The following is a 22,009-nucleotide window of genomic DNA, read 5'->3' on the forward strand; positions in this document are numbered from 1 at the left end:
CACCTCTCCTAGAAAAACCGCGGGTCGTCGAAGGCGCCGCTCGCCACCAGATAGACGTAGAAGTCGGCCAGCGCGACGCTCACCAGGGAGGCCCAGGCCAGCGCCATGTGGCGGGCGTTGAGCCTGCTGACCCAGCCCCACAGCCGGTAGCGCACCGGATGCCGGGAGAAGTGCTTGAGCCGGCCGCCGACGATGTGCCGGCAGGAGTGGCAGGAGAGGGTGTACGCCCAGATCAGCGCGATGTTGACGAGCAGCACCAGGGTCCCGAGACCCATATGGCCCCACCGGCCGTGCTCGTCGCGGAAGCCGAGCACCGTGTCGTAGGTGAGAATCCCGGCGACGATCACCGCGAAGTAGAAGAAGTAGCGGTGGACGTTCTGCAGGATCAGCGGGAAGCGGGTCTCGCCGGAGTACTTCGCGCGTGGCTCGGGGACCGCGCAGGCCGGGGGCGAGGCCCAGAAGCCGCGGTAGTACGCCTTGCGGTAGTAGTAGCAGGTCAGCCGGAAGCCCAGCGGGAAGATCAGGATCAGCAGGGCGGGGGACAGGCCCCACCACGCGCCGAAGATCTCCCAGTTCGCGCCGCCCTTCATGGGCACGCAGTTCTGCGCGACGCAGGGCGAGTAGAACGGCGATACATACGGCTCGGCGTAGTAGTCGTCTCCGGAGAAGGCCCGCCAGGTCGAGTAGACGACGAAGGCGAAGAGACCGGCGGCGGTCGCCGCGGGCGAGAGCCACCAGCGGTCGGTGCGCAGATGGCGGGCCGGGACGGCGGCGCGCGAGGGCCCGTGCACGCCGTGGGTGGCGGGGTCTTTTCCGGAGGTCGTACGGGCCTGGGGGTCGGTGCCTGTGGCCAAAGGGGACTCCGTGGTGGAGTGTGCGGGTGGGGTGATGGGGCGGCACTCACGCGGCGTGAGGGGCGGGACACCTGTCGTAGGCGCCCGTTCGCTTCGGCCGGGTCGCCTCGTGGCGCGTCGCCCGCGCGGGGCGGGGCGCCTGGTGCCGGGTCGCCTCGTGGGGCGGGGCGCCGGCCACGCCGCGTGCGCGCCTCAGGGCGCGTGGCGGTCGCGCGCGCCCAGCCCCTCGTCGTCGACGTCCGACCAGAGCGCACTGTTGTACGGCGCGTCGGGGACCAGCACCATCTCGGGGCTCGATCGCTCGCCGGGGGCGGTCGCGCGCAGCAGGGCCAGACTCTCGCGCAGATGGTCCGTGTCGGTACGGACCCGGCGTATCTCCAGGCCCTCGGGGCCGACCGACTGCTCCAGCCGGTGGACGGAGCGGACCAGGTCGTCGAGACAGCGCTGGACGGCCGTCAAGTCGTCGTTCAAGGACATGACTTGCCCTCACTTCCGCGGTTGCGGTTGGCGACGCTCATGCGACAGCGAGTGTTACGCGTCATGGTCGCGGTTGGGAAGGGATCTGTCGGGATTCGCGGAGCCACCGGAGCGAACGCACCTTCGCGCGCGGGGGTGCGCGCCCATCGGATTGCCCCGGTCGGGTGATCCTTTCCCCTCCATGGCCGTCTCGGCGTGCTGTTTCCTGAACCGTCGCTTTGAGTGAGGAGTATATGCGATGAGCGTCACAATATGCCAAATATGCACAATCCCGGCTCACCCGGCCCGTCCGGCCGAGCAGGCCCACCCCGGAGGTACGCGCCATGTCCATCGCCAAGCGCCGCCGTGTCGTGCTGCTCGCCGCGGGAGTGCTGCTGCCACTGCCCTGGGCGAGCGGATGCAGCTCCGGCGGTGACGACAGCTCGCCCGCCGCCGCCCGGCGGGACGTCGCCACGGCCGCCCGGGACAAGGTGGCCGGCACGGGGACGCTGCGCTGGGCCCTGGACGCGGCGCCCGGGACGTTCAACGCCTTCCAGACCAACGCCGACAGCGGCACCCAGCGGATCGCCGGCGCCGTCCTGCCGTCCCTGTTCACCCTGGACGGGCGGGGCCGCCCGCAGCGCAACCCCGACTATCTCCAGGCCGCCGACGTGGTGGACCGCGAGCCCAAGCAGGTCGTGCGCTACAAGCTCAACCCGAAGGCGGTGTGGACCGACGGGCGCCCGATCGGCGCCGAGGACTTCACCGCCCAGTGGAAGGCGCTGCGCGGCGCGGACGGCGCGTACTGGACGGCCCGCAACGCCGGGTACGACCGCATCGCCAAGGTCGCGCCCGGCGACGGGGAGCACGAGGTCGAGGTCACCTTCGCCAAGCCGTACGCGGACTGGCGCTCGCTGTTCACCCCGCTCTACCCGAAGGGCGTGATGAGCGACCCGACGGCCTTCAACGACGGTCGGCGCAGGGGGCTGGCGGTCAGCGCCGGCCCGTTCATGATGGGCAGCATCAAGGGCGGTACGAAGAGCGTCACGCTGGTGCGCAACCCCCGCTGGTGGGGTGATCGGGCCCGGCTCGCCGAGCTGGTCTTCAAGGCCGTGCCGCTCAAGGAGAGGCCCGCCGCGCTGCTGGCCGGGAAGCTCGATCTGGCCGAGGTCGACCGGGCCATGGCCAAGCGGATCGAGGACGCGGCCGAGGTGCCCAAGAAGAAGACGAAGACGGAGGAGAAAGCAGGGACGGACAAGAAAGCGGAGAAGGCCGAGGAGGCGGAGAGCGGGAAGCGGGGGACGGCCGAGCCGTCGGCCCGGCACGGGGCCGAGGCCGGGACGGGCCTGGCGGGGGGCGGCCGGGACGCGGCCGACGCGATGCGCGCCTGGGCGGAGGCGAACGCCTCGAAGGAGAAGCGGGCCGAGATGGCGGCCCTGCGCCGGCTCACCGTGCGCAAGGCCCTGGAGCCCGCGTACACCCAGCTCGCCCTGAACGGCACCAAGGGCCCGCTCGCCGATGAGCGGGTGCGCCGCGCCGTGGCCCGCGCGATCGACCGCAAGGACCTCGCGAAGCTGGTGCTGGCGCCCCTGGGCCTGCCCGCGAAGCCGCTCGGCAACCATCTGCTGATGGCCGGCCAGCAGGGCTACAAGGACCACAGCGGAGCCCTCGGCGGCAAGGACACCCACGCCGCCCAGGCCCTGCTCGCCGACGCGGGCTGGCGCGCCGACTCCGCCTCGGCCCGGCAGAAGGCGCTCGGCGCCAAGACGGACGACCAGGGCCACGGCACCGCCCGGGACGGCGGGCAGCGGGACGGCGGGCGCGACGGCGGCCGGGGAGCGGGCCCCGACGCGGGCGACGCCGGCCGTTCCGGACGCGCCGCCGCGGCCGTGGTGCGCAAGCACGGCCAGCCGCTGGAGCTGCGCTTCGTGGTGCCGACCGGCACCGGCACCGCCCCGCTGGGCAAGGTCAGCGAGCGCATCGCGCGGATGCTGGAGGCGATCGGCGTCCGCACCAAGATCACCAAGGTTTCGGGCAACGGCTACTTCAAGGACCACATCGCCTCCGGCAACTACGACCTCGCCCTCTACTCCTGGCCCGCCAGCGCCTACCCCGCCACCGACGCCCGCCCGATCTACGCCAAGCCCCAGCCCGCCGCCGACGGCTCCCTGGTCGTCGAGCAGAACTACACCCGGGTCGGCACGGACCAGATCGACCAGCTCTTCGACCAGGCCGCCACCGAGCTGGACTCCGGCTCCTCCCGCGCCCTGGTCAGCCGCGCGGACGCGCGGATCTGGGCGGCGGCCGGGTCCATCCCGCTCTACCAGCGCCCCCAGCTGGTCGCGGCCAGGAAGACGGTGGTCAACGCGGGCGCCTTCGGCTTCGCGACCCCGCGCTACCAGGACATCGGCTTCCGGAAGTAACCCTCAGGACTGGCTCAACTCCCTTGCCCGGCAGGCCGATCGACGTGAAACATGACACGTGATCACGACATCGGACACACGGGGGAGGGCGGCATGAAGCGCGGATTGACCACGGCGGTCGCGGCCGTAGCGATCATGGCGGGGGCCGCGGGCTGTACGTCGGGCGGCTCCGACGGCTCTGACGGGGCTGCCCGCGGCGGCGCCCAGAACATCGCGGCCAAAAGGGCGTGCGCCGACGGCACGTACACCTGGCTGAACGTCTCCCGGCGCCCGGTGGTGAACGCCATGGCGGTCACCACGCAGAAGAGCGGCCACAAGGTCAGTACCCGTGGCGTCGAGCCGGTGGCCCGCTACACCGTGTCCGTCCGCACCGAGGGAGCCGCCCTGTCCGGGAAGCAGGTGATCCGCGGTCTCGCCCGGCACCTGAAGCCGACCCGCGGCGACGCGTTCACCCTGGTCGACCAGACGGGGCGAACGACCACCTACGACAAGCACGGCTCCTACGGTGTGCAGACAGCCAAGACGTCCGGCCGCTATGTCACGGCCACCGCGTATGACCTGTTCGAGGCCGATTTCCGGTATGTCTGCGGCGATGACACGGTCAGCTCCGGCCATGTGGTCTCGTGGGACCCCACCGAAGCCGAGATCATCCTGGAGTGCGGCGAGAAGCTGCCCGAGGAGGCGGGCGACGACTCGCGCGAGGCCGCCAGGCTGGGCTGCCACGAGGGCGACCCCGCGCGCGCCTGAGCCACGTCCACCGGCCCGGTACGGGCGGGGCGGCCGTCGCCGCCCCGTCCACGTACCATGGGGTGAGGCCGTGGCGTGATCTGCCCGGCAGGCGGGCGTGCCGGACCGGGTGCGTCGCCATCCACGATTCCGGGAGAAGCGCCGCAGTGCCCACGCGCCACGACATCCGTAACGTTGCCATCGTCGCCCACGTCGACCACGGCAAGACGACCCTCGTCGATGCCATGCTCAAGCAGGCCGGCGCGTTCGCCGCCCACCAGCACGTGGACGACCGGGTCATGGACTCCAACGACCTGGAGCGCGAGAAGGGCATCACCATTCTCGCCAAGAACACCGCCGTCAAGTACCACCCGGCGGACGGCGGTGACCCCGTCACCATCAACATCATCGACACCCCCGGCCACGCCGACTTCGGCGGTGAGGTCGAGCGCGGTCTGTCCATGGTCGACGCGGTGGTGCTGCTGGTGGACGCCTCCGAGGGCCCGCTGCCGCAGACCCGCTTCGTGCTGCGCAAGGCGCTGCAGGCCAAGCTGCCGGTCATCCTGTGCATCAACAAGACCGACCGCCCGGACGCCCGGATCGACGAGGTCGTCAACGAGACGTACGACCTCTTCCTGGACCTGGACGCGACCGAGGAGCAGATCGAGTTCCCGATCGTCTACGCCTGCGCCCGCGACGGCGTGGCCTCGCTGAACAAGCCGGAGGACGGCACCGTCCCGGCCGACAGCGACAACCTCCAGCCGTTCTTCTCCACCCTGCTGGAGACCATCCCGGCCCCCGAGTACGACGCGAGCGCCCCCCTCCAGGCCCATGTCACCAACCTGGACGCGGACAACTTCCTCGGCCGTATCGCGCTGCTCCGCGTCGAGCAGGGTGAGCTGAAGAAGGGGCAGACCGTCGCCTGGATCAAGCGCGACGGCACGATCTCCAACGTCCGGATCACCGAGCTGCTGATGACCGAGGCGCTGACCCGCAAGCCCGCCGAGGTGGCCGGGCCCGGTGACATCTGCGCGGTCGCGGGCATCCCCGAGATCATGATCGGCGAGACCCTGGCCGACCCCGAGAACCCGATCGCCCTCCCGCTGATCACGGTCGACGAGCCGGCCATCTCGATGACCATCGGGACCAACACCTCGCCGCTGGTCGGCCGGGGCCCCGGCGGCAAGGGCGCGGACAAGTCGGCCGTGAAGGACCGGAAGGTCACCGCGCGCCTGGTCAAGGACCGGCTGGAGCGCGAGCTGATCGGCAATGTCTCGCTGCGCGTCCTGCCCACCGACCGCCCGGACGCCTGGGAGGTCCAGGGCCGGGGCGAGCTGGCGCTGGCGATCCTGGTGGAGACCATGCGCCGGGAGGGCTTCGAGCTGACGGTCGGCAAGCCGCAGGTGGTCACCCGGGAGATCGACGGCAAGGTCCACGAGCCGATCGAGCGCATCACCATCGATGTGCCTGAGGAGCACATGGGCGCGGTCACCCAGCTCATGGGCACCCGCAAGGGCCGGATGGACAACATGTCCAACCACGGCTCCGGCTGGGTCCGCATGGAGTTCATCGTCCCCTCCCGCGGTCTCATCGGCTTCCGTACGGAGTTCCTGACCCAGACCCGGGGCACCGGTATCGCGCACTCCATCCACGAGGGCCACGAGCCGTGGTTCGGTGAGCTCAAGACCCGTAACAACGGTTCGCTGGTGGCCGACCGCTCGGGTGCGGTGACCGCCTTCGCGATGACCAACCTCCAGGAGCGCGGCACGCTGTTCGTCTCGCCGGGCACCGAGGTGTACGAGGGCATGATCGTCGGCGAGAACTCCCGCTCCGACGACATGGACGTGAACATCACCAAGGAGAAGAAGCTCACCAACATGCGCTCCTCCACGGCCGATGTGACCGAGTCCCTGGTCCCGCCGCGGCTGCTCTCGCTGGAGCAGTCCCTGGAGTTCTGCCGCGACGACGAGTGCGTCGAGGTGACCCCGGAGACGGTCCGTATCCGCAAGGTGGTGCTGGACCAGAAGGAGCGCGCCCGGACGGCGTCCCGCGCGAAGCGGTAACGCAAAAGCACCAGCAAAAGTAATACCGGCCGATTACTTGAAGTAATCGGCCGGTGTGACGTCCTGCATATGCCAACAGCCCGGAATTCCTGCCCGCGGGAGGTGGGGGCCGGGCTGTTGCCATGTCAGCAACATGTCAGTCAAGCTCTTATCCGGCGATCATCGTCCGATTATCGGTGACTGCGCTCCGCATGATGTGTTAACAGTCCGTTTCGCGTGTGTCTGTCTGCGGCAGTTTTGTCCGGATTTCGAAGCTCCGCGCGTAGATCTCGTGACCAAAGCGAGACCCTTTAAGTGTGGTTTACGGGACTGTCGTGCTCAATTATGGGGTCCGTTGGGCTCGGGTCGATGGGTCACGCGCTGTGGGGAGCGCCGGCCTACGAGCACACGGGGGGTTCCGGTCCCTTTCGCTGTCAGGGGTGTCAGCGTGTCTCCGGTTGCCCCCTTATTCGTAGTGACAGTGGACTCCTGAGGAGGCAAACCCATGCGCGGTGCCATGAGCGCCAAGTGGGTCGCGATGGCCGCGGTTGTGGCCCTGGCCGCAACCGCCTGTGGTGGCGGCGACGACAAAGACAGCGGCAGCAAGGACATGAACAAGGGCACGGCGGACCCGAGCGGGATCCTGAAGGCCCAGCTCAGCGAGCCGCAGAACCCGCTGCAGCCGGCGAACGCCAAGGAGAGCCAGGGCAGCCGGGTCATCCGCGCGGTCTTCTCGCAGCTGGTCGGCTATGAGCCGGGCACCGGCAAGCTGACCTATGTCAACGCCGAGTCCGTCACGCCGAACAAGGACTCCTCGGTCTGGACCGTCAAGCTCAAGCCGGGCTGGAAGTTCCACAACGGCGAGCCCGTGACCGCCCAGTCCTACGTGGACTCCTGGAACTGGTCGGCCAACGTCAAGAACAACCAGACCAACTCCAGCTGGTTCCAGGACATCAAGGGCTACTCGGACGTCCACCCGGACAAGGGTGACCCCAAGTCCGACAAGATGTCCGGCCTGAAGGTCGTCAACGACAACGAGTTCAAGATCGAGCTGTCCGGCTCGGTCTCGTACTTCGCCTACAAGCTCGGCTACGACGTCTGGTCCCCGCTGCCCAAGGAGTTCTTCAAGGACCCCAAGGCCGCCGGTGAGCACCCGATCGGCAACGGTCCCTACAAGTTCGTCTCCTGGGACCACAAGAAGATGATCAAGGTCCGGGCGTTCTCCGACTACAAGGGCCCGGACAAGCCGAAGAACGGCGGCATCGACTTCGTCAACTACACCACCGCCGACGCCGCCTACTCCGCCCTGCGCTCCGACACCCTCGACTGGATCGAGCAGGTGCCCACCACCGCGCTCACCAACTACAAGAGCGACCTGGGCGCCCGCGCGATCGACCAGGAGTACTCGGCGGTCCAGTCGATCGTCCCGGCCTTCTACACCAAGCAGTTCAAGAACATCGACCCCAAGGTCATCCAGGGTCTGTCGATGGCCATCGACCGCAACACGATCACCAAGACCGTGCTGCACGGCTCGCGCACCCCGGCCGACAGCTATGTCGCCCGCGGCGTGCTCGGCTACAAGGCGGGCGCGCTCAAGGAGCAGGTCACCTACGACCCGAAGAAGGCCAAGGAGCTCGTCACGGAGGGTGGCGGCGTCCCGGGGAACAAGATCTCCATCCAGTACAACGCCGACCAGCCGCACAAGGAATGGGTCGACGCGGTCTGCAACAGCATCCGCAAGGCCCTGAGCATCGAGTGCGTGGGCGACTCCAAGCCGGACTTCCAGGCCGACCTGAACGCCCGTGACAAGCACCAGGTCAAGTCGATGTACCGCGGTGGCTGGGTGCTCGACTACCCGGTCAACTCCAACTTCATGCGCGACCTGTACGGCACCACCTCCGCCGGTAACACCAGCGGCTACTCCAACAAGGAGTTCGACAAGCTGAGCAAGCAGGCCGACGAGGCCCCGACGCTCGACGAGACGGTGAAGCTGTACCAGCAGGCGGAGCAGCTCCTCGCCAAGGACATGCCGGCGATCCCGCTGTGGTTCTACAAGGTCAACAGCGGTCAGTCCAAGAACGTCCTCGGGAAGATCCCGTACGGCCAGGACGGTGACCCCATCTTCACCGCCGTTCAGGTGAAGAAGAAGTAAGCATCGGGACCGCCGGCCGGTGCCGCCGCGCCCCCTCACCCCGGGGAGCGGCGGCACCGGCCCGCAGGCGTCAAGGCCCCGCCACTTGTCCCCCCACCCGGTGGCTGTAGACGAGACGAGACGAGGCCTTCGCCGCCCCCCAACGGCATGGAGGCATAATGGGGCGCTACGTCCTCAGGCGACTGCTCCAGATGATCCCGGTGTTCATCGGGACGACTCTGTTGATTTTTCTCATGATCCACGTCCTCCCCGGCGACCCCATCAGGGCGATGTGGGGCGACAAGGCCGCGGACCCCGCGCAGGTCGTGCAGCTGCGCCACAAGTTCGGGCTGGACAAGCCCCTGTGGCGGCAGTACGTCGACTACATGGCCAACCTGTTCCAGGGCGACTTCGGTGAGACGTTCGGCGGCCGCCCGGTCCTCGACGAGATCACCCAGGCGTTCCCGGTGACCCTCCGCCTCGCCGCGGTGGCCCTCACCATCGAGATGATCGTCGGCATCGGACTCGGCGCCTGGGCCGGGCTCAAGGCCGGCAAGGCCGTCGACACCGGCGTACTAATCTTCACGCTCATCGTCATCGCCATGCCGGTGTTCGTCCTCGGCTACCTCGCGCGGTTCCTCTTCGCGGACGAACTCCAGTGGCTGCCGCCCAACGTCCAGGACTCCACCAACCTGGAGCAACTGCTGCTGCCGGGCTTCGTCCTCGGGATGCTGTCCATGGCGTATGTGGCCCGGCTGACCCGCACCACCTTCGCGGAGAACCTGCGCGCCGACTACATGCGCACCGCGCTCGCCAAGGGCCTGCCGCGCCGCCGTATCGTCGGCGTTCACCTGCTGCGCAACTCGCTCATCCCGGTGATCACCTTCCTCGGCACCGATGTGGGCAGCCTCATCGGCGGTGCGGTCGTGACCGAGGGCATCTTCAACGTCCAGGGTGTCGGAAACCTGCTGTACACCGCGCTCGTACAGCGTGAGGGCGTCACGATCGTCGGCATCGTCACGGTCCTGGTCCTCATCATCCTGCTGATCAACCTGCTGGTCGACCTGCTGTACGCGGTCCTGGACCCGAGGATCCGTTATGCCTGACGTGACCAAGACCAAGACCGACACGGCGATCGACGCGGTGGCCCCGCCGGCCGCCCCGGTCGACGCCCCGGCAGCCGTGCCCGCCCCCCAGGGCAAGCCGCGCTCCCTGTGGGGCGACGCCTGGTACGAGCTGCGCCACCGGCCCATGTTCTGGGTCTCGGCGGTGCTGCTGGTGCTGCTGCTCGCCATCGCCGCCTTCCCGGGGCTGTTCACCAGCGCCGACCCGCGCGACGGCGACCTGACCAACCACTTCCTGACCAAGCCGGAGCTGGCCCACTTCTTCCAGGCCGACTGGTTCGGCTACGACGGCCAGGGGCGCTCGATCTACGCGCGTGTCATCTACGGCACCCGCGCCTCGGTCCTGGTCGGCCTCGGCACCACCCTCGTGGTGACGGTCGTCGGCGGGGTGCTCGGCATGGTGGCGGGGTACTTCGGGGGCTGGATCGACACGATCATCTCCCGCATCACCGACATCTTCTTCGGCCTGCCGTTCCTGCTCGGCACCATGGTCGTGATGAACGCCTTCACCGAGCGCAAGGTGTATGTCGTCATCGGCGCCCTGGCGTTCCTCGGGTGGACCACCATCGCGCGGGTGACGCGCAGCTCGGTGATCACCGCCAAGCAGGCGGACTACGTGGTGGCGGCGCGCGCCCTCGGCGCCGGTACGCCCCGGATCCTGCTGCGCCATGTGCTGCCGAACGCGATCGCCCCGACGATCGTCGTCGCGACGATCGCCCTCGGCGCGTACATCTCCGCCGAGGCCACGCTGTCCTACCTGGGCCTTGGCCTCGCCGACCCGACGGTCTCCTGGGGCGTCGACATCTCGTCGGCCAAGGACGCCATCCGGGACAACCCGCATGTGATGCTGTTCCCGGCGGGGATGCTGAGCCTCACCGTCTTCGCGTTCATCATGCTCGGCGACGCTGTGCGCGACGCCCTCGACCCCAAGCTGCGCTGAGGAGGGCGTACGTGACCACCATCGAGAAGACCACGAGCGCCCCCGCGGGCCAGACCGAGGGTGACAACGGCACCCCGCTGCTGGAAGTCCGCGATCTGCATGTGGAGTTCCACACCCGGGACGGCGTCGCCAAGGCCGTCAACGGCGTCAACTACAGCGTCCGGGCCGGCGAGACCCTCGCCGTCCTCGGCGAGTCGGGCTCCGGCAAGTCGGTGACTGCCCAGGCCATCATGGGCATCCTCGACATGCCGCCCGGCAAGATCCCGCAGGGCCAGATCCTGTTCCGTGGCGAGGACATGCTCACCATGTCCAACGAGGAGCGCCGCAAGATCCGCGGCCGGAGGATCGCCATGATCTTCCAGGACGCGCTCTCCTCGCTGAACCCGGTGCTCTCCGTCGGCTACCAGCTCGGCGAGATGTTCCGGGTGCACCAGGGCCTGTCCAAGAAGGCGGCCAAGGCCAAGGCCATCGAGCTGATGGACCGGGTGCGCATCCCCGCGGCGAAGGAGCGGGTGGGCGACTATCCGCACCAGTTCTCCGGCGGTATGCGCCAGCGCATCATGATCGCCATGGCGCTGGCGCTGGAGCCGGACCTGATCATCGCCGACGAGCCGACCACCGCCCTGGACGTGACCGTCCAGGCCCAGGTCATGGATCTGCTCGCCGAGCTCCAGCGCGAGTTCAACATGGGGCTGATCCTGATCACCCACGACCTGGGTGTGGTCGCCGACGTCGCCGACAAGATCGCGGTGATGTACGCGGGCCGGATCGTCGAGACCGCCCCGGTCCACGAGCTCTACAAGCGCCCGGCCCACCCGTACACCCAGGGGCTGCTGGACTCGATCCCGCGACTGGACCGCAAGGGCCAGGAGCTCTACGCGATCAAGGGCCTGCCGCCCAACCTGCTCAAGATCCCGACGGGCTGCGCCTTCAACCCGCGCTGCCCCAAGGCGCAGGACATCTGCCGCACCGACGTCCCTGTGCTGGAGCCGGTCACCGAGCAGGACGGCACCCCGCTGCCGGGCCGCGGCAGCGCGTGCCACTTCTGGAAGGAGACGATCCATGGCTGAGACCGAGAAGAACGACGAGGCCGTGGACGCCACCCCCAACGTCACCGAGGTCGAGGTGGTCGAGGCGGCCACCGAGGAGGCGGCCGTGGCCGCCATCGAGGCCCCCGTCGAGCGCGGTGAGCCCATCCTCCAGGTGCGAAACCTGGTCAAGCACTTCCCGCTGACCCAGGGCATCCTGTTCAAGCGCCAGGTGGGCGCGGTCAAGGCCGTCGACGGAGTCTCCTTCGACCTCTACCAGGGCGAAACCCTCGGCATCGTCGGCGAGTCCGGCTGCGGCAAGTCCACGGTCGCCAAGCTGCTGATGACCCTGGAGACCGCGACCGCGGGCGAGGTCTTCTACAAGGGGCAGGACATCACCAGGCTGTCCGGCCGCGCCCTGAAGGCCGTCCGGCGCAACATCCAGATGGTGTTCCAGGACCCGTACACCTCGCTGAACCCCCGCATGACGGTGGGTGACATCATCGGTGAGCCCTTCGAGATCCACCCGGAGGTGGCCCCGAAGGGCGACCGCCGCCGCAGGGTGCAGGAGCTGCTGGACGTCGTCGGGCTCAACCCCGAGTACATCAACCGCTACCCGCACCAGTTCTCCGGCGGTCAGCGCCAGCGCATCGGCATCGCGCGCGGCCTGGCCCTCAACCCGGAGATCATCATCTGCGACGAGCCGGTCTCCGCGCTGGATGTGTCCGTCCAGGCCCAGGTCATCAACCTGATGGAGAAGCTGCAGGACGAGTTCAACCTCTCCTACCTCTTCATCGCCCACGACCTGTCCATCGTGCGCCACATCTCCGACCGCGTCGGCGTGATGTACCTGGGCAAGATGGCCGAGATCGGCACCGACACCGAGATCTACGACCACCCCACCCACCCCTACACCCAGGCCCTGCTGTCCGCGGTCCCGGTCCCCGACCCGGAGTCCCGCGAGGGCCGCGAGCGCATCATCCTCGCCGGCGATGTCCCCTCCCCGGCCAACCCGCCCTCCGGCTGCCGCTTCCGCACCCGCTGCTGGAAGGCCGAGGACAAGTGCGCCAAGGAGGTCCCCCTCCTCGCCATCCCCGAGCGCTTCGCCGGCACGGACTCGCCTGCGGCGCACGAGTCGGCGTGCCACTTCGCGGAGGAGAAGGACGTGGTCCACGCCTAGCGTTCTTTGCTCCGGCCAAGACGAGGGCCGCCCGGACCGTGCCGACGGTCCCGGCGGCCCTCGTGGTGGTTCAGGATCCGCTCGACTCGGGCCAATGCTGCACCCGGATGATGAAGACGGTGGTGAAGCGACGGTGCTCCTGGTACCAGACGATCAGTCGGCCCTCCGCGTGGTCGAGTAATCCCGACACCCCGGACTCATGGACCGGTGGGTCACCGAGGTACTTGACGGCAGCGGCGTCGGCCAGCCGCTGAGCAAGCCGCTCCACATCGTGCTTGACCTGGGGGTCGAGTCCGCCGACCACGTTTTCCGCGTCGGGCAGGTACTCCCAGGTCCAATCGCTCACGCGGCGACCTCGCTGCGCGCGGAGTCCAACAGCTTTCCGATCTCGGCCGAAGCACGCCGGGCGTCTTCGATGCTGGGCGCCTGGGCAACGGCCGCCTCCAACTCGTGGAGCCGCCGAGCCCGGTCCGGGTAGCGCCGCAGCGCCACGAACACTCCCCAGCGGTGCAGGAAGGTGTGCATGGGGACGGTGCTGTCGGTCTGCACCGCCTCCTGCCAGGCATGGTGGAATTCCTCCTCGAACCGCACAGCCGCGCTGAGGTCCAGGGAGCGCACGGCGACGCGCAGTGCCTGTTCGGTCAGCGGCGGCATGGGGAACAGCGGCTCGTTGTGGTGGGAGTCCTCTATGGGCTGAGTGCTCACGGCGCTGTCTCCTCCGGTGTGCCGTAGGCCGTCCACGTGGGGTGATCGCTGCAGGCCAATGTTCATCCATTTTGCCCGATCGCGGGCGGCGGCGGGTTGAGCGTGAACCATACGGCCTTGCCGGTGACGCCCGCGTCCTTGTCGGTGTAGTCGTGACCTACCCCGTTGACGCCTTGCTGGCCCTGGGACGGGAGTCCGGCAAGGGGTGGTGGAGCGACTACCGCACGACTCTGGGCGCGGATCACCTGGACTTGGCGGAGCTGGAAGCCGGGGCCGTCGCCCTGCGCAACTACGAGCTGCTGTTCATCCCAGGGCTGCTGCAGACCTTCGAGTACGCCACCGCCGTCCACCGCAGCGTCTTCTCCCCTGCCGCGAACGAGGTACGGGAGACGGCCGTCGAGTTCCGGATGCGGCGCCAGCAGGTCCTCATGGGCGAGCACCCCCCTCGGCTGCACGCCATCATCCATGAGGCGGCGCTGCGCGTGCTGTACGGAGGTCGGGCAGTGATGCGCGATCAGCTCTTGCGGCTGATCGAGGTGTCACGGCTGCCGAATGTGACGATCCAGGTGATCTCGCTCGACGACGAAGGCCGTAGCGCGTTCAGCCACCCGTTCATGCTGATCGAACCGGACGCGGTGGAACTGGGGACGGTGCTGGTCGACCAATTGGGCAAGACCAAGTACCTTGACGACCGTCGATCGTTCGCCGAATACGGGCGGTCGTTCGCCGAACTGAGCGAGTTGGCCCTGCCGCCCATCGACGCCGGGGCCGCACCCGAGGGTCGTACGGGAACCCCCCACCTCCGCGAGAGCGACGACCCGGAGGTCGTCATAGCCACCACCCCGGCCGCGCTCCGCGCGTTCCTGCGGTCGGCGAAGGCTGGGGAGTTCGACCGGATGATCTAGTGCCCGATGACGGTCACTTCATGACGCAGACCTTGTGGCCCTCGATCCAGACCTTGTAGGTCTTGCCGTTGTGGGTGATCGTTTTTGTGCGGGCCTTGATCTCCTTGCAGTGTTTCCCCGTCATCGTGGGCGTGGGGGTGGGCGATGGCTGCGCGGAAGCGGCACTCGTGGAGGCCACCGCCGCTCCACCGGCCAGCAAGGCCGCCGCAGCACCAGTCGCCAAGGTGCGTACGATCGAGTTCCGCATCACTGTCACCTTCTCAGATCGACTCTGAACTGCCGTTATTTCAATTCTTTGCTCGCTCTCAGCAAGGGCGCACGTCGATCACACGCGCCGCTGAGCGGCATTCGGCGTGGTCGGGTGCCGCTTTCGTCTCGCGCCTTTGGCGCAAAGAAGGCGGGCTACGGGAAGCGGGGGGAGGGGGCGGGGCGCCGTTGCCGTCCGGGGGTCCGGTGCCCCGGTCTCGCCTGCCGGGGCCGAAGGGGGCGCCGTGTGAGCGCATCGGGCGCCGCGCCGCCTCGTGGATGTCCCTGTTCCACCCCATGAGCCCAACCTCCCAAGAGGCCTCCCCCACCCCCTCTCAAAGAATTGCTTGCTCGGTTACTTGCTCTGCATCAAACGTTTTTCTGCAAGGGGGTGTGGGGGAAGCCCCGAACCGGACCGTCGTCCCCCGCTCCTGGCCATTCACCCGCCGCCCGACCCGTCGGCTGACGCCACACCCCCACCGGCCCGCCGGACGGCAACGGTCCCGGGCCCCTTCCCCCGCTTCCCGTAGCCCGCCATCGTCGCGCCGAAGGCGCGAGACGAAACCCGCACTCGCCCACGCCGAATGCCGCCCAGCGGCGCATGGGCCGCGCGGAGCCGTCCATGTCACCTATCGGGGCTCGGCGGCGCACCAATATCGGCTACGGATAGCGCCTGGCGGGCCTGCCGGGCTCATTCGGGTGAACCACTCGCCGCGAGAGCCGGGGCCCGGCGGTCCGCCCGTATGGTCGCCGGTATGAGCCTCGAACGTGTCACGATCACGATCCCGAGCGAGACCCTGAGTACCGCCAAGGAAGCGGCGGATCGCGAGGGCATGAGCGTCTCGGCCTGGCTCTCGCGTGCGGCCGGGCGCGCGGCCAAGATCGAGGCGGGGCTGATCGCGGCGGAAGAGGTGCTGGCGGAGATCGGTCCACCCACGCTGGAGGAGCAGGCGTGGGTGGATGAGTTCATGGACACGGTCACGAGGCCAGTAACGAACGACGCCTCAGAGCAGGGCCATTCTGGGCAAGAGCTACATCCGATCTGGCGGCATAGCGGTCCAGGGGATCGTTTCCAAGGCCGCGGCGCGGCTTGCGAAGCGCGCTAGCGCCGGGCTGCAAGCCATGTCACCCTCAGCAAATGGCAGTCGTATGGGAGTACCAGACGGTCGTGGTTGTTCCCGGTATCGATGATACCGGCTGGGAGGAGAAGCTGAACGCCGCAGGCCAGGATGGCTGGGAAGCTGTGGGCGTAGTACCCCTCAGGGCCAGCTACGAGAACTATTACACGCACGCGCTCAAATCCATGTCGAACGTGCGGTTCGCGGTGTTGTTGAAGCGCCCTAGATGAACGCCACGCCTTGACGTGGGAACCGCGGGCACCTGCTTGACCGGCTCGACAGCCGGGGCAGGCTCGTGTCCGTGCAGCAGGTCTGATCACGGGCACGCGCGGCAGTTGAGTTGCGGTGAGTATGAGACAGCGACACGCCGATGCGACGGCGTGTCGCTGTCTCATACTCACCGCAAATCTCGGCGCCGCTCCGCCCGGAGCCGCAGCAGTTCCGCCGTGGCCTGATCGGCCGGCAGAAACGCCTCCAGGTGGAGTTCGGCGAGAGTGATGTCCGTCGCGGTGGCGAAGGAGGTCAGCGTGGTGATCAGGCGTAGCTCGCCGTCCGCCGACGCCAGCCTCATGGGGACGGAGAAGCCGAGATGGTCGGGGCCGACGGGGGCCTGGGGGACGTAGCCGGCGAGTTCCTCGGTGAACGCGTCGAGGCGGGGGTCCGGGCTGCGGTGGGCCCGGGCGCGGAGGTTCTCGATGACGTGGCGGCCCCACTCGGGCATATTGCGGACGCGGCGGGCCATGCCATCGGGGTGGAGCATGAGCCGGAGCATATTGACCGGGGGCACCAGCAGCTCGGGGGCCGCGTCCTCGGTGAAGACCTCGATGGCGTCGTTGGCCGCCACCACTCGCCCGTAGGGCGCGACGACGAGCGCCGGGTAGGGCAGATGGCCGTGCAGGATCTGTTCGAGGGCGGTACGGACCGGCCGTAGCGCGGACTCGTCCAGGCCCGATTCGGCGAACACGGGAGCGTAACCGGCCTTGCCGAGCAGGTCGTTGCGCTCGCGGAGGGAGAGCCTCAGAGACTCGGCCAGCCGGATGAGGATGGCGCGGCCAGGTTGGGAGCGGCCGCTTTCGATGAAGCTCAGGTGGCGTTGGGTGGTGTCGGCCAGCGTGGCCAGTTCGAGCTGGCTGAGCCGGCGCGCCCGGCGCCAGCGTCGCAGCTCGACGCCGACGCCCGTTTGCTCGATTGTGCTGCTCACATCGGTAGTTGTACCGGGCGCTCAGGGTACTCGGCGATTCCCTTCAGGGAATTGCCGCACCGCCGGCCGCCGCGCAGGATCGCTCGGCACAAGCACTGAGCGATGGGGAAGGCCGTTTCATGAAGAGCTACCACCTTGTCCCGGGCCATGATCTCGCCGGGCTGACCGTCCAGGACCGGGATGAGCCCGAACCGGGGCGTGGACAGGTCGTGGTCAGGATGCGCGCGAACTCGATCGGTTTCCGCGATCTGATGGTGCTGGCCGACAACTATCCGCTGCCGATCACACCCGGCGTGGTGCCCGGCTGTGAGGGGGCCGGGGAGGTCGTGGCCGTCGACGAGGGCGTGGCGCGGGTGAAGGTGGGCGACCGGGTAGCCGCCGCCGTCTTTCCCCGCTGGCTCGACGGCCCGTTCCGGCGCGACAACGCCGCACAGCTCGGCACCATGATCGACGGTGTGCTGACCGAGTACGCGGTGCTGAGCGAGGACGGCGTCGTGCCCATCCCGGAGCATCTGTCGTACGAGGAGGCCGCGACGCTGCCGCTGGCGGCGGTGACCGCGTGGAACGCCCTGACCACCGGCGGCGCGCCGCGCCCCGGCTCCACCGTGCTGACCCTCGGCTCGGGAGCCGTCTCGCTGTTCGTGCTGCGGTTCGCCAAGCTGGCGGGCGCCCGGGTGATCGTCACCACGTCCAGCGCGGCCAAGGCCGAGCGGCTGAGGGCGCTCGGGGCCGATGAGGTGATCAACTACCGGGAGCGCCCACAGTGGTGGGAGGACGTACGCGCCCTGACGGATGGCCTCGGCGCCGATCGCGTCGTCGACCCGTCGGGCCCGCTGGAGCAGTCGCTGAAGTCCGTCGCGGTCAGCGGCGAGGTGGCGCTCGTCGGCCGATGGCTGTCCGGGGCCGAGGGGGCCAAGCCCCTCGACCTTGCGGTCCTGTTCGGCGCGGGGGCCGTGCTGCGGCGGGTCGCCACGGGGAGCCGGGCCCATTTCACCGAGCTGAACCGGGCGGTCACGGCGCATCGGGTGCGTCCGGTGATCGACCGGGTGTTCCCCTTCGATGAGGTCCCGGATGCCTTCCGGTACGTCCAGTCGGGCGGCGGCTTCGGGAAGGTCGTCATCAGCCACGGCTGACCCCAGCGGGCGGACTCATTCGAGTGAACCGCCGTCCGTGGGCGCCGAGAGCGCGGCGCCACGCCGGTATGAGCCTCGAACGTGTCACGATCACGATCCCGAGCGAGACCCTGAGCGCCGCCAAGGAAGCGGCGGACCGCGAGGGCATGAGCGTCTCGGCCTGGCTCTCGCGCGGCCGAGCGCGCGGCCAAGATCGAGGCGGGGCTGATCGCGGCGGAAGAGGTGTTGGCGGAGATCGGTCCACCCACCCCGGATGAACAGGCGTGGGTGGACGCGTTCATGGACACCGTCGCGAGGCCGGTCGCGAACGATGACACCGGCGCCGGCGATCACGCGGCTTGATTCCACAAGCGCCGGGGGGCAATGACCGATGACCGTACTGCGGCCTGTCGTCTACGACGCGGGAATGCTGATCGCCGCCGAGCGCTCACAGACCAAGGTCTGGAGAGCCCACCGGGCCTATCTCACCGCGGGCGGTGTGCCCCAGGTGCCCGCACCCGTGGTGGCACAGGTGTGGCGGGACGGAGCTCGCCAGGCGCGCCTGGCGCAGTTGCTCAAGGGGTGCGATGTGGCGGCCATGGACGAGGCATCGGCCCGGGAGATCGGGGAGCTACTGGGCCAGGCGGGGACCTCCGATCCAGTGGACGGGGCCGTCGCGGTGCTCGCCGCTCGACTGGGGGGCGGCGGTCGCCACCTCCGACCCCGACGACCTCCGGCACGTGCTCGACCGGCTCGGCAGCCGGGGCAAGCTGGTGACTTTGCAGCAGGTGTGATGTCGCGGCGGGTGTGATCGCGAGCGCGCGGTCAGCGCAGGGTGCGGAAGAACGCCCGTACGTCGCCGACCAGCAGCTCCGGCACCTCCATCGCCGCAAAGTGCCCGCCCGCGTCGAACTCCGACCAGTGCGTGATCGCATGGTGTGGCTCCGCGAAGCGGCGGATGGCCCCGTCTCCGTGGAATACCGCCACGCCGGTGGGGATCTTGGAGCGCTCCGGGGGCGCGCTCCACACGGACGCCGCCTCCTTGTAGAGGCGGGCGGCCGATCCGGCCGTGTTGGTGAACCAGTAGATCGAGACGTTGGTCAGCACGGCGTCCCGGTCGAGCGCGCCCGGCTTGTCGCCGTGGGCGGCGAACCAGTCGAGGTTCCAGGCGAGCTGGCCGACGGGTGAGTCGGCGAGGCCGTAGGCCAGGGTCTGGGGGCGGGTGCTCTGGATGGCAGCGTAGCCGGACAGCTCGCGGTGCCAGCGCCGGACGCCGGCGAGGCGGGACTGCTCCGTGGAGGTGAGGCCTTCCATCTGGGCCGGGTCGCCGGAGGGGATCGTCACCAGCGCGTTGACGTGCACGCCGATGACCTCGGCCGGGGCCACCCGCGCCACCTCGGGGGAGATGAGCGAGCCGAAGTCGCCGCCCTGCGTCCCGTAGCGCTCGTAGCCCAGGCGCCGCATCAGCTCGCCCCAGGCGGTGGCGATACGGCGGATGCCCCAGCCGGACTCGCGGGTCGGGCCGGAGAAGGCGAAGCCGGGGAGGGAGGGGATGACGAGGTGGAAGGCGTCGGCCGGGTCGCCACCGTGGGCGCGGGGGTCGGTCAGCGGGCCGATGATCTCCGTGAACTCGGCGACCGAGCCGGGCCAGCCGTGGGTGATCAGCAGCGGCAGGGCGGTCGGCTCGGGGGAGCGGATGTGGAGGAAGTGCACCCGCTGCCCGTCGATGTCCGTGGTGAACTGCGGAAACGCATTGAGCCGCGCCTCCTGCGCCCGCCAGTCGAACTCCCCGGCCCAGTAGTCGGCCACCTCGCGTACGTAGTCGAGCGAAACGCCGTAGGACCACCCGGCGCCGGGGAGCTGGTCGGGCCAGCGGGTGCGGACGAGGCGTTCGCGCAGATCGTCGAGGTCGGGCTGCGGGACGGCGATGCGGAAGGGGTGGATCGGGTGGGAGGTGCCCTGTGCCTGGTGGTGGTCCATGGCGCGCACGGTAGGGGGCCTTGAGGACGGATGGTGTCCGCCAGGACCGGCGGAGGGGTCGCGAGGGGCTGGGTCGGGCATCTGGGGGCCGACACGGACGGTGGTATCCCGAATGCGGCAAGTCGTCCCATGGGATGTCATATGGGCCTGAGCCAGTACATCGGATCGGCCCCAGGGAGGCACTCATGCGCATCGCCGCGCGCGCTCGGTGCCTTCGGCGTGGATCGCGGGCCGTGGGCGTGGCGGGCGGCCTCCTCGTCCCGCTGGTGCTCGCCGTCGCCGCGACCGGCTGCGGCGGGGGCGACGCGCCCAAGGGCGTCGTACGGTCCTCCTGGGGCGACCCGCCCAACCCGCTGGAGCCGGCCAACATCAACGACGTCCAGGGCGGCAAGGTCCTGGACATGATCTTCCGGGGGCTCAAGCGGTACGACCCCGCGACCGGCGAGGCGAAGAACGCGCTCGCCGAGCGGATCCGGACGGCCGATCAGCGGACCTTCACCATCACCATCAAGGACGGGTGGCGGTTCGGCAACGGCGAGAAGGTCACCGCCAAGTCCTTCGTGGACGCCTGGAACTACGCCGCCCTGCTCGACAACGAGCAGCGCAACGCCTACTTCTTCGAGTACATCCAGGGCTACGACAAGGTCCACCCGGTCACCGGCCGGCCCACCGCGAAGACCCTCTCCGGACTGCGCGTCAAGGACGCGCGGACCTTCACGGTCAAGCTCACCCAGAAGTTCTCCAGCTGGCCCAAGACGCTGGGCTACAACGCCTACGCGCCGCTGCCCCGCGCCTTCTTCGACGACCACGCCGCCTGGCTGCGCAAACCCGTCGGCAACGGCCCGTACGAGGTGGTCTCGTACGCCAAGGGCTCGGTGATGAAGCTGCGCGCCCGGGACGGCTACCCGGGGCCCGACAAGCCCCGCAACAAGGGCGTCGAGCTGCGCGTCTACACCGACAGCAACACCGCCTACACCGATCTGCAGGCAGGCAATCTCGACCTGGTGGACGACGTGCCCGCCGCCCAGCTGAAGTTCGTCCGCTCAGACCTCGGGAACCGCTACATCAACCAGCCCGCGGGGATCATCCAGACCCTCACCTTCCCGATGTACGACCGCCGCTGGCGGGGGCCCGGCTCGGCGAAGCTGAGGCGCGGGATCTCCATGGCGATCAACCGCGCGCAGATCACCGACCGGATCTTCCACGGCACCCGGACCCCGGCCACCGACTGGACCTCCCCGGTGCTGCGCCGCCAGGGCGGCTACCGGCCCGGCCTGTGCGGCGACGCCTGCTCCTTCGACCCGGCGCGGGCCAGGGCGCTGATCAAGGCGGGCGGCGGGCTGCCCGGCGGCCGGATGACCATCACGTACAACGCCGACACCGGCTCCCACAAGGACTGGGTCGACGCGGTCTGCAACAGCGTCAACACCGTGCTGCGCAGCGACCGGGCCTGTGTCGGCAGACCGGTGGGGACCTTCGCCGACTACCGCAACAAGATGGCGAACAAGCGGATGACCGGGCCGTTCCGGGCCGGCTGGCAGATGGACTACCCACTGATCCAGAACTTCCTGCAGCCGCTGTACTACACCGATGCCTCCTCCAACGACGGCCACTGGAGCGACACCGCCTTCGACCGGCTCGTCGACCGGGCCAACGCCGAGTCCGGCGACGGGGCGGCCATCACCGCCTTCCAGGACGCCGAGAAGATCCTCGCCACGCAGATGCCCGCCATCCCGCTGTGGTACCAGAACGGCAGCGCGGGCTACTCGTCCCGGCTCGATGGCGTGGCCCTCAACCAGTTCAGCGTCCCGGTCTACGACCGGATCAAGGTCGGCTGA

At 69.2% G+C, this 22,009-nt stretch carries 20 protein-coding genes; 13 read left to right on the forward strand and 7 right to left on the reverse strand.

Features of this window, described 5'->3' with window-relative positions; all coding sequences use genetic code 11:
- Nucleotides 1-8: 8 nt before the first annotated feature.
- Entirely contained in the window at nt 9-854 is an 846-nt protein-coding gene (locus tag ACFZDL_RS38290) for a hypothetical protein (protein ID WP_353587373.1), read from the reverse strand.
- Between the two features lie 192 nt (nt 855-1,046).
- The gene (locus ACFZDL_RS38295; RefSeq protein WP_353587371.1) at nt 1,047-1,331 is read right to left on the reverse strand and encodes a hypothetical protein; all 285 of its coding nucleotides are present in this window, start codon (nt 1,329-1,331) and stop codon (nt 1,047-1,049) included.
- Nucleotides 1,332-1,654: 323 nt separating this feature from the next.
- On the opposite strand from ACFZDL_RS38295, the gene ACFZDL_RS38300 reads away from it, so the two are divergent.
- From ACFZDL_RS38300 to ACFZDL_RS38335, 8 genes are all read left to right on the forward strand, one after another.
- On the forward strand, nt 1,655-3,733 hold the full coding sequence (locus ACFZDL_RS38300) for an ABC transporter family substrate-binding protein (RefSeq protein WP_353587369.1): 2,079 nt from the start codon (nt 1,655-1,657) through the stop codon (nt 3,731-3,733).
- Nucleotides 3,734-3,826: 93 nt separating this feature from the next.
- Nucleotides 3,827-4,480: a hypothetical protein gene (locus ACFZDL_RS38305; RefSeq protein ID WP_353587367.1), complete on the forward strand. Its 654-nt coding sequence runs from the start codon at nt 3,827-3,829 to the stop codon at nt 4,478-4,480.
- Between the two features lie 146 nt (nt 4,481-4,626).
- Nucleotides 4,627-6,522 carry a translational GTPase TypA gene (typA, locus tag ACFZDL_RS38310; protein ID WP_353587365.1) on the forward strand — a complete coding sequence of 632 codons (1,896 nt, stop codon included), beginning with the start codon at nt 4,627-4,629 and terminating at the stop codon, nt 6,520-6,522.
- A 484-nt stretch (nt 6,523-7,006) separates the two neighbouring features.
- Nucleotides 7,007-8,653, forward strand: coding sequence for an ABC transporter substrate-binding protein (locus ACFZDL_RS38315; RefSeq protein WP_353587363.1), 1,647 nt, complete (start codon nt 7,007-7,009; stop codon nt 8,651-8,653).
- A 158-nt stretch (nt 8,654-8,811) separates the two neighbouring features.
- The gene (locus ACFZDL_RS38320) at nt 8,812-9,738 is read left to right on the forward strand and encodes an ABC transporter permease (RefSeq protein WP_353587361.1); all 927 of its coding nucleotides are present in this window, start codon (nt 8,812-8,814) and stop codon (nt 9,736-9,738) included.
- Complete coding sequence (locus ACFZDL_RS38325; protein ID WP_353587359.1) at nt 9,731-10,696, forward strand: ABC transporter permease; 966 nt, start codon at nt 9,731-9,733, stop codon at nt 10,694-10,696. Before ACFZDL_RS38320 ends, ACFZDL_RS38325 begins: the two co-directional genes overlap by 8 nt.
- 11 nt (nt 10,697-10,707) lie before the next feature.
- Nucleotides 10,708-11,766, forward strand: coding sequence for an ABC transporter ATP-binding protein (locus ACFZDL_RS38330; RefSeq protein ID WP_353587357.1), 1,059 nt, complete (start codon nt 10,708-10,710; stop codon nt 11,764-11,766).
- Complete coding sequence (locus ACFZDL_RS38335; protein ID WP_353587355.1) at nt 11,759-12,904, forward strand: dipeptide ABC transporter ATP-binding protein; 1,146 nt, start codon at nt 11,759-11,761, stop codon at nt 12,902-12,904. Before ACFZDL_RS38330 ends, ACFZDL_RS38335 begins: the two co-directional genes overlap by 8 nt.
- A 70-nt stretch (nt 12,905-12,974) precedes the next feature.
- Here the strand turns inward: ACFZDL_RS38335 and ACFZDL_RS38340 are convergent, their stop codons facing one another.
- A complete protein-coding gene (locus ACFZDL_RS38340) occupies nt 12,975-13,250 on the reverse strand; it encodes a hypothetical protein (protein ID WP_353587354.1) in 276 nt (91 codons plus the stop codon).
- Nucleotides 13,247-13,609: a hypothetical protein gene (locus ACFZDL_RS38345; RefSeq protein ID WP_353587352.1), complete on the reverse strand. Its 363-nt coding sequence runs from the start codon at nt 13,607-13,609 to the stop codon at nt 13,247-13,249. Before ACFZDL_RS38345 ends, ACFZDL_RS38340 begins: the two co-directional genes overlap by 4 nt.
- A gap of 152 nt (nt 13,610-13,761) precedes the next feature.
- Here ACFZDL_RS38345 and ACFZDL_RS38350 point away from each other — a divergent pair, with 152 nt between their 5' ends.
- A complete protein-coding gene (locus tag ACFZDL_RS38350) occupies nt 13,762-14,514 on the forward strand; it encodes a DUF397 domain-containing protein (protein WP_353587350.1) in 753 nt (250 codons plus the stop codon).
- A gap of 13 nt (nt 14,515-14,527) precedes the next feature.
- Here ACFZDL_RS38350 and ACFZDL_RS38355 read toward each other — a convergent pair whose 3' ends face one another.
- Nucleotides 14,528-14,761, reverse strand: a complete 234-nt coding sequence (locus ACFZDL_RS38355; protein ID WP_353587348.1) for a hypothetical protein — start codon at nt 14,759-14,761, stop codon at nt 14,528-14,530.
- Nucleotides 14,762-15,515: 754 nt separating this feature from the next.
- On the opposite strand from ACFZDL_RS38355, the gene ACFZDL_RS38360 reads away from it, so the two are divergent.
- Complete coding sequence (locus tag ACFZDL_RS38360; protein WP_353587346.1) at nt 15,516-15,866, forward strand: hypothetical protein; 351 nt, start codon at nt 15,516-15,518, stop codon at nt 15,864-15,866.
- A 32-nt stretch (nt 15,867-15,898) separates the two neighbouring features.
- The gene (locus ACFZDL_RS38365) at nt 15,899-16,108 is read left to right on the forward strand and encodes a hypothetical protein (RefSeq protein ID WP_353587344.1); all 210 of its coding nucleotides are present in this window, start codon (nt 15,899-15,901) and stop codon (nt 16,106-16,108) included.
- 167 nt (nt 16,109-16,275) lie between these two features.
- On the opposite strand, the gene ACFZDL_RS38370 is transcribed toward ACFZDL_RS38365, so the two are convergent.
- Nucleotides 16,276-17,079: a helix-turn-helix domain-containing protein gene (locus ACFZDL_RS38370; protein ID WP_353587342.1), complete on the reverse strand. Its 804-nt coding sequence runs from the start codon at nt 17,077-17,079 to the stop codon at nt 16,276-16,278.
- A gap of 119 nt (nt 17,080-17,198) precedes the next feature.
- On the opposite strand from ACFZDL_RS38370, the gene ACFZDL_RS38375 reads away from it, so the two are divergent.
- Nucleotides 17,199-18,212 carry an NAD(P)-dependent alcohol dehydrogenase gene (locus ACFZDL_RS38375; protein WP_353587340.1) on the forward strand — a complete coding sequence of 338 codons (1,014 nt, stop codon included), beginning with the start codon at nt 17,199-17,201 and terminating at the stop codon, nt 18,210-18,212.
- Between the two features lie 804 nt (nt 18,213-19,016).
- Here ACFZDL_RS38375 and ACFZDL_RS38380 read toward each other — a convergent pair.
- Nucleotides 19,017-20,171, reverse strand: a complete 1,155-nt coding sequence (locus tag ACFZDL_RS38380) for an epoxide hydrolase family protein (RefSeq protein WP_353587338.1) — start codon at nt 20,169-20,171, stop codon at nt 19,017-19,019.
- 185 nt (nt 20,172-20,356) lie between these two features.
- On the opposite strand from ACFZDL_RS38380, the gene ACFZDL_RS38385 reads away from it, so the two are divergent.
- Nucleotides 20,357-22,009 carry an ABC transporter substrate-binding protein gene (locus tag ACFZDL_RS38385; protein ID WP_353587336.1) on the forward strand — a complete coding sequence of 551 codons (1,653 nt, stop codon included), beginning with the start codon at nt 20,357-20,359 and terminating at the stop codon, nt 22,007-22,009.

This window comes from Streptomyces sp. NPDC007917, assembly GCF_042959105.1.
GTDB lineage: Bacteria > Actinomycetota > Actinomycetes > Streptomycetales > Streptomycetaceae > Streptomyces.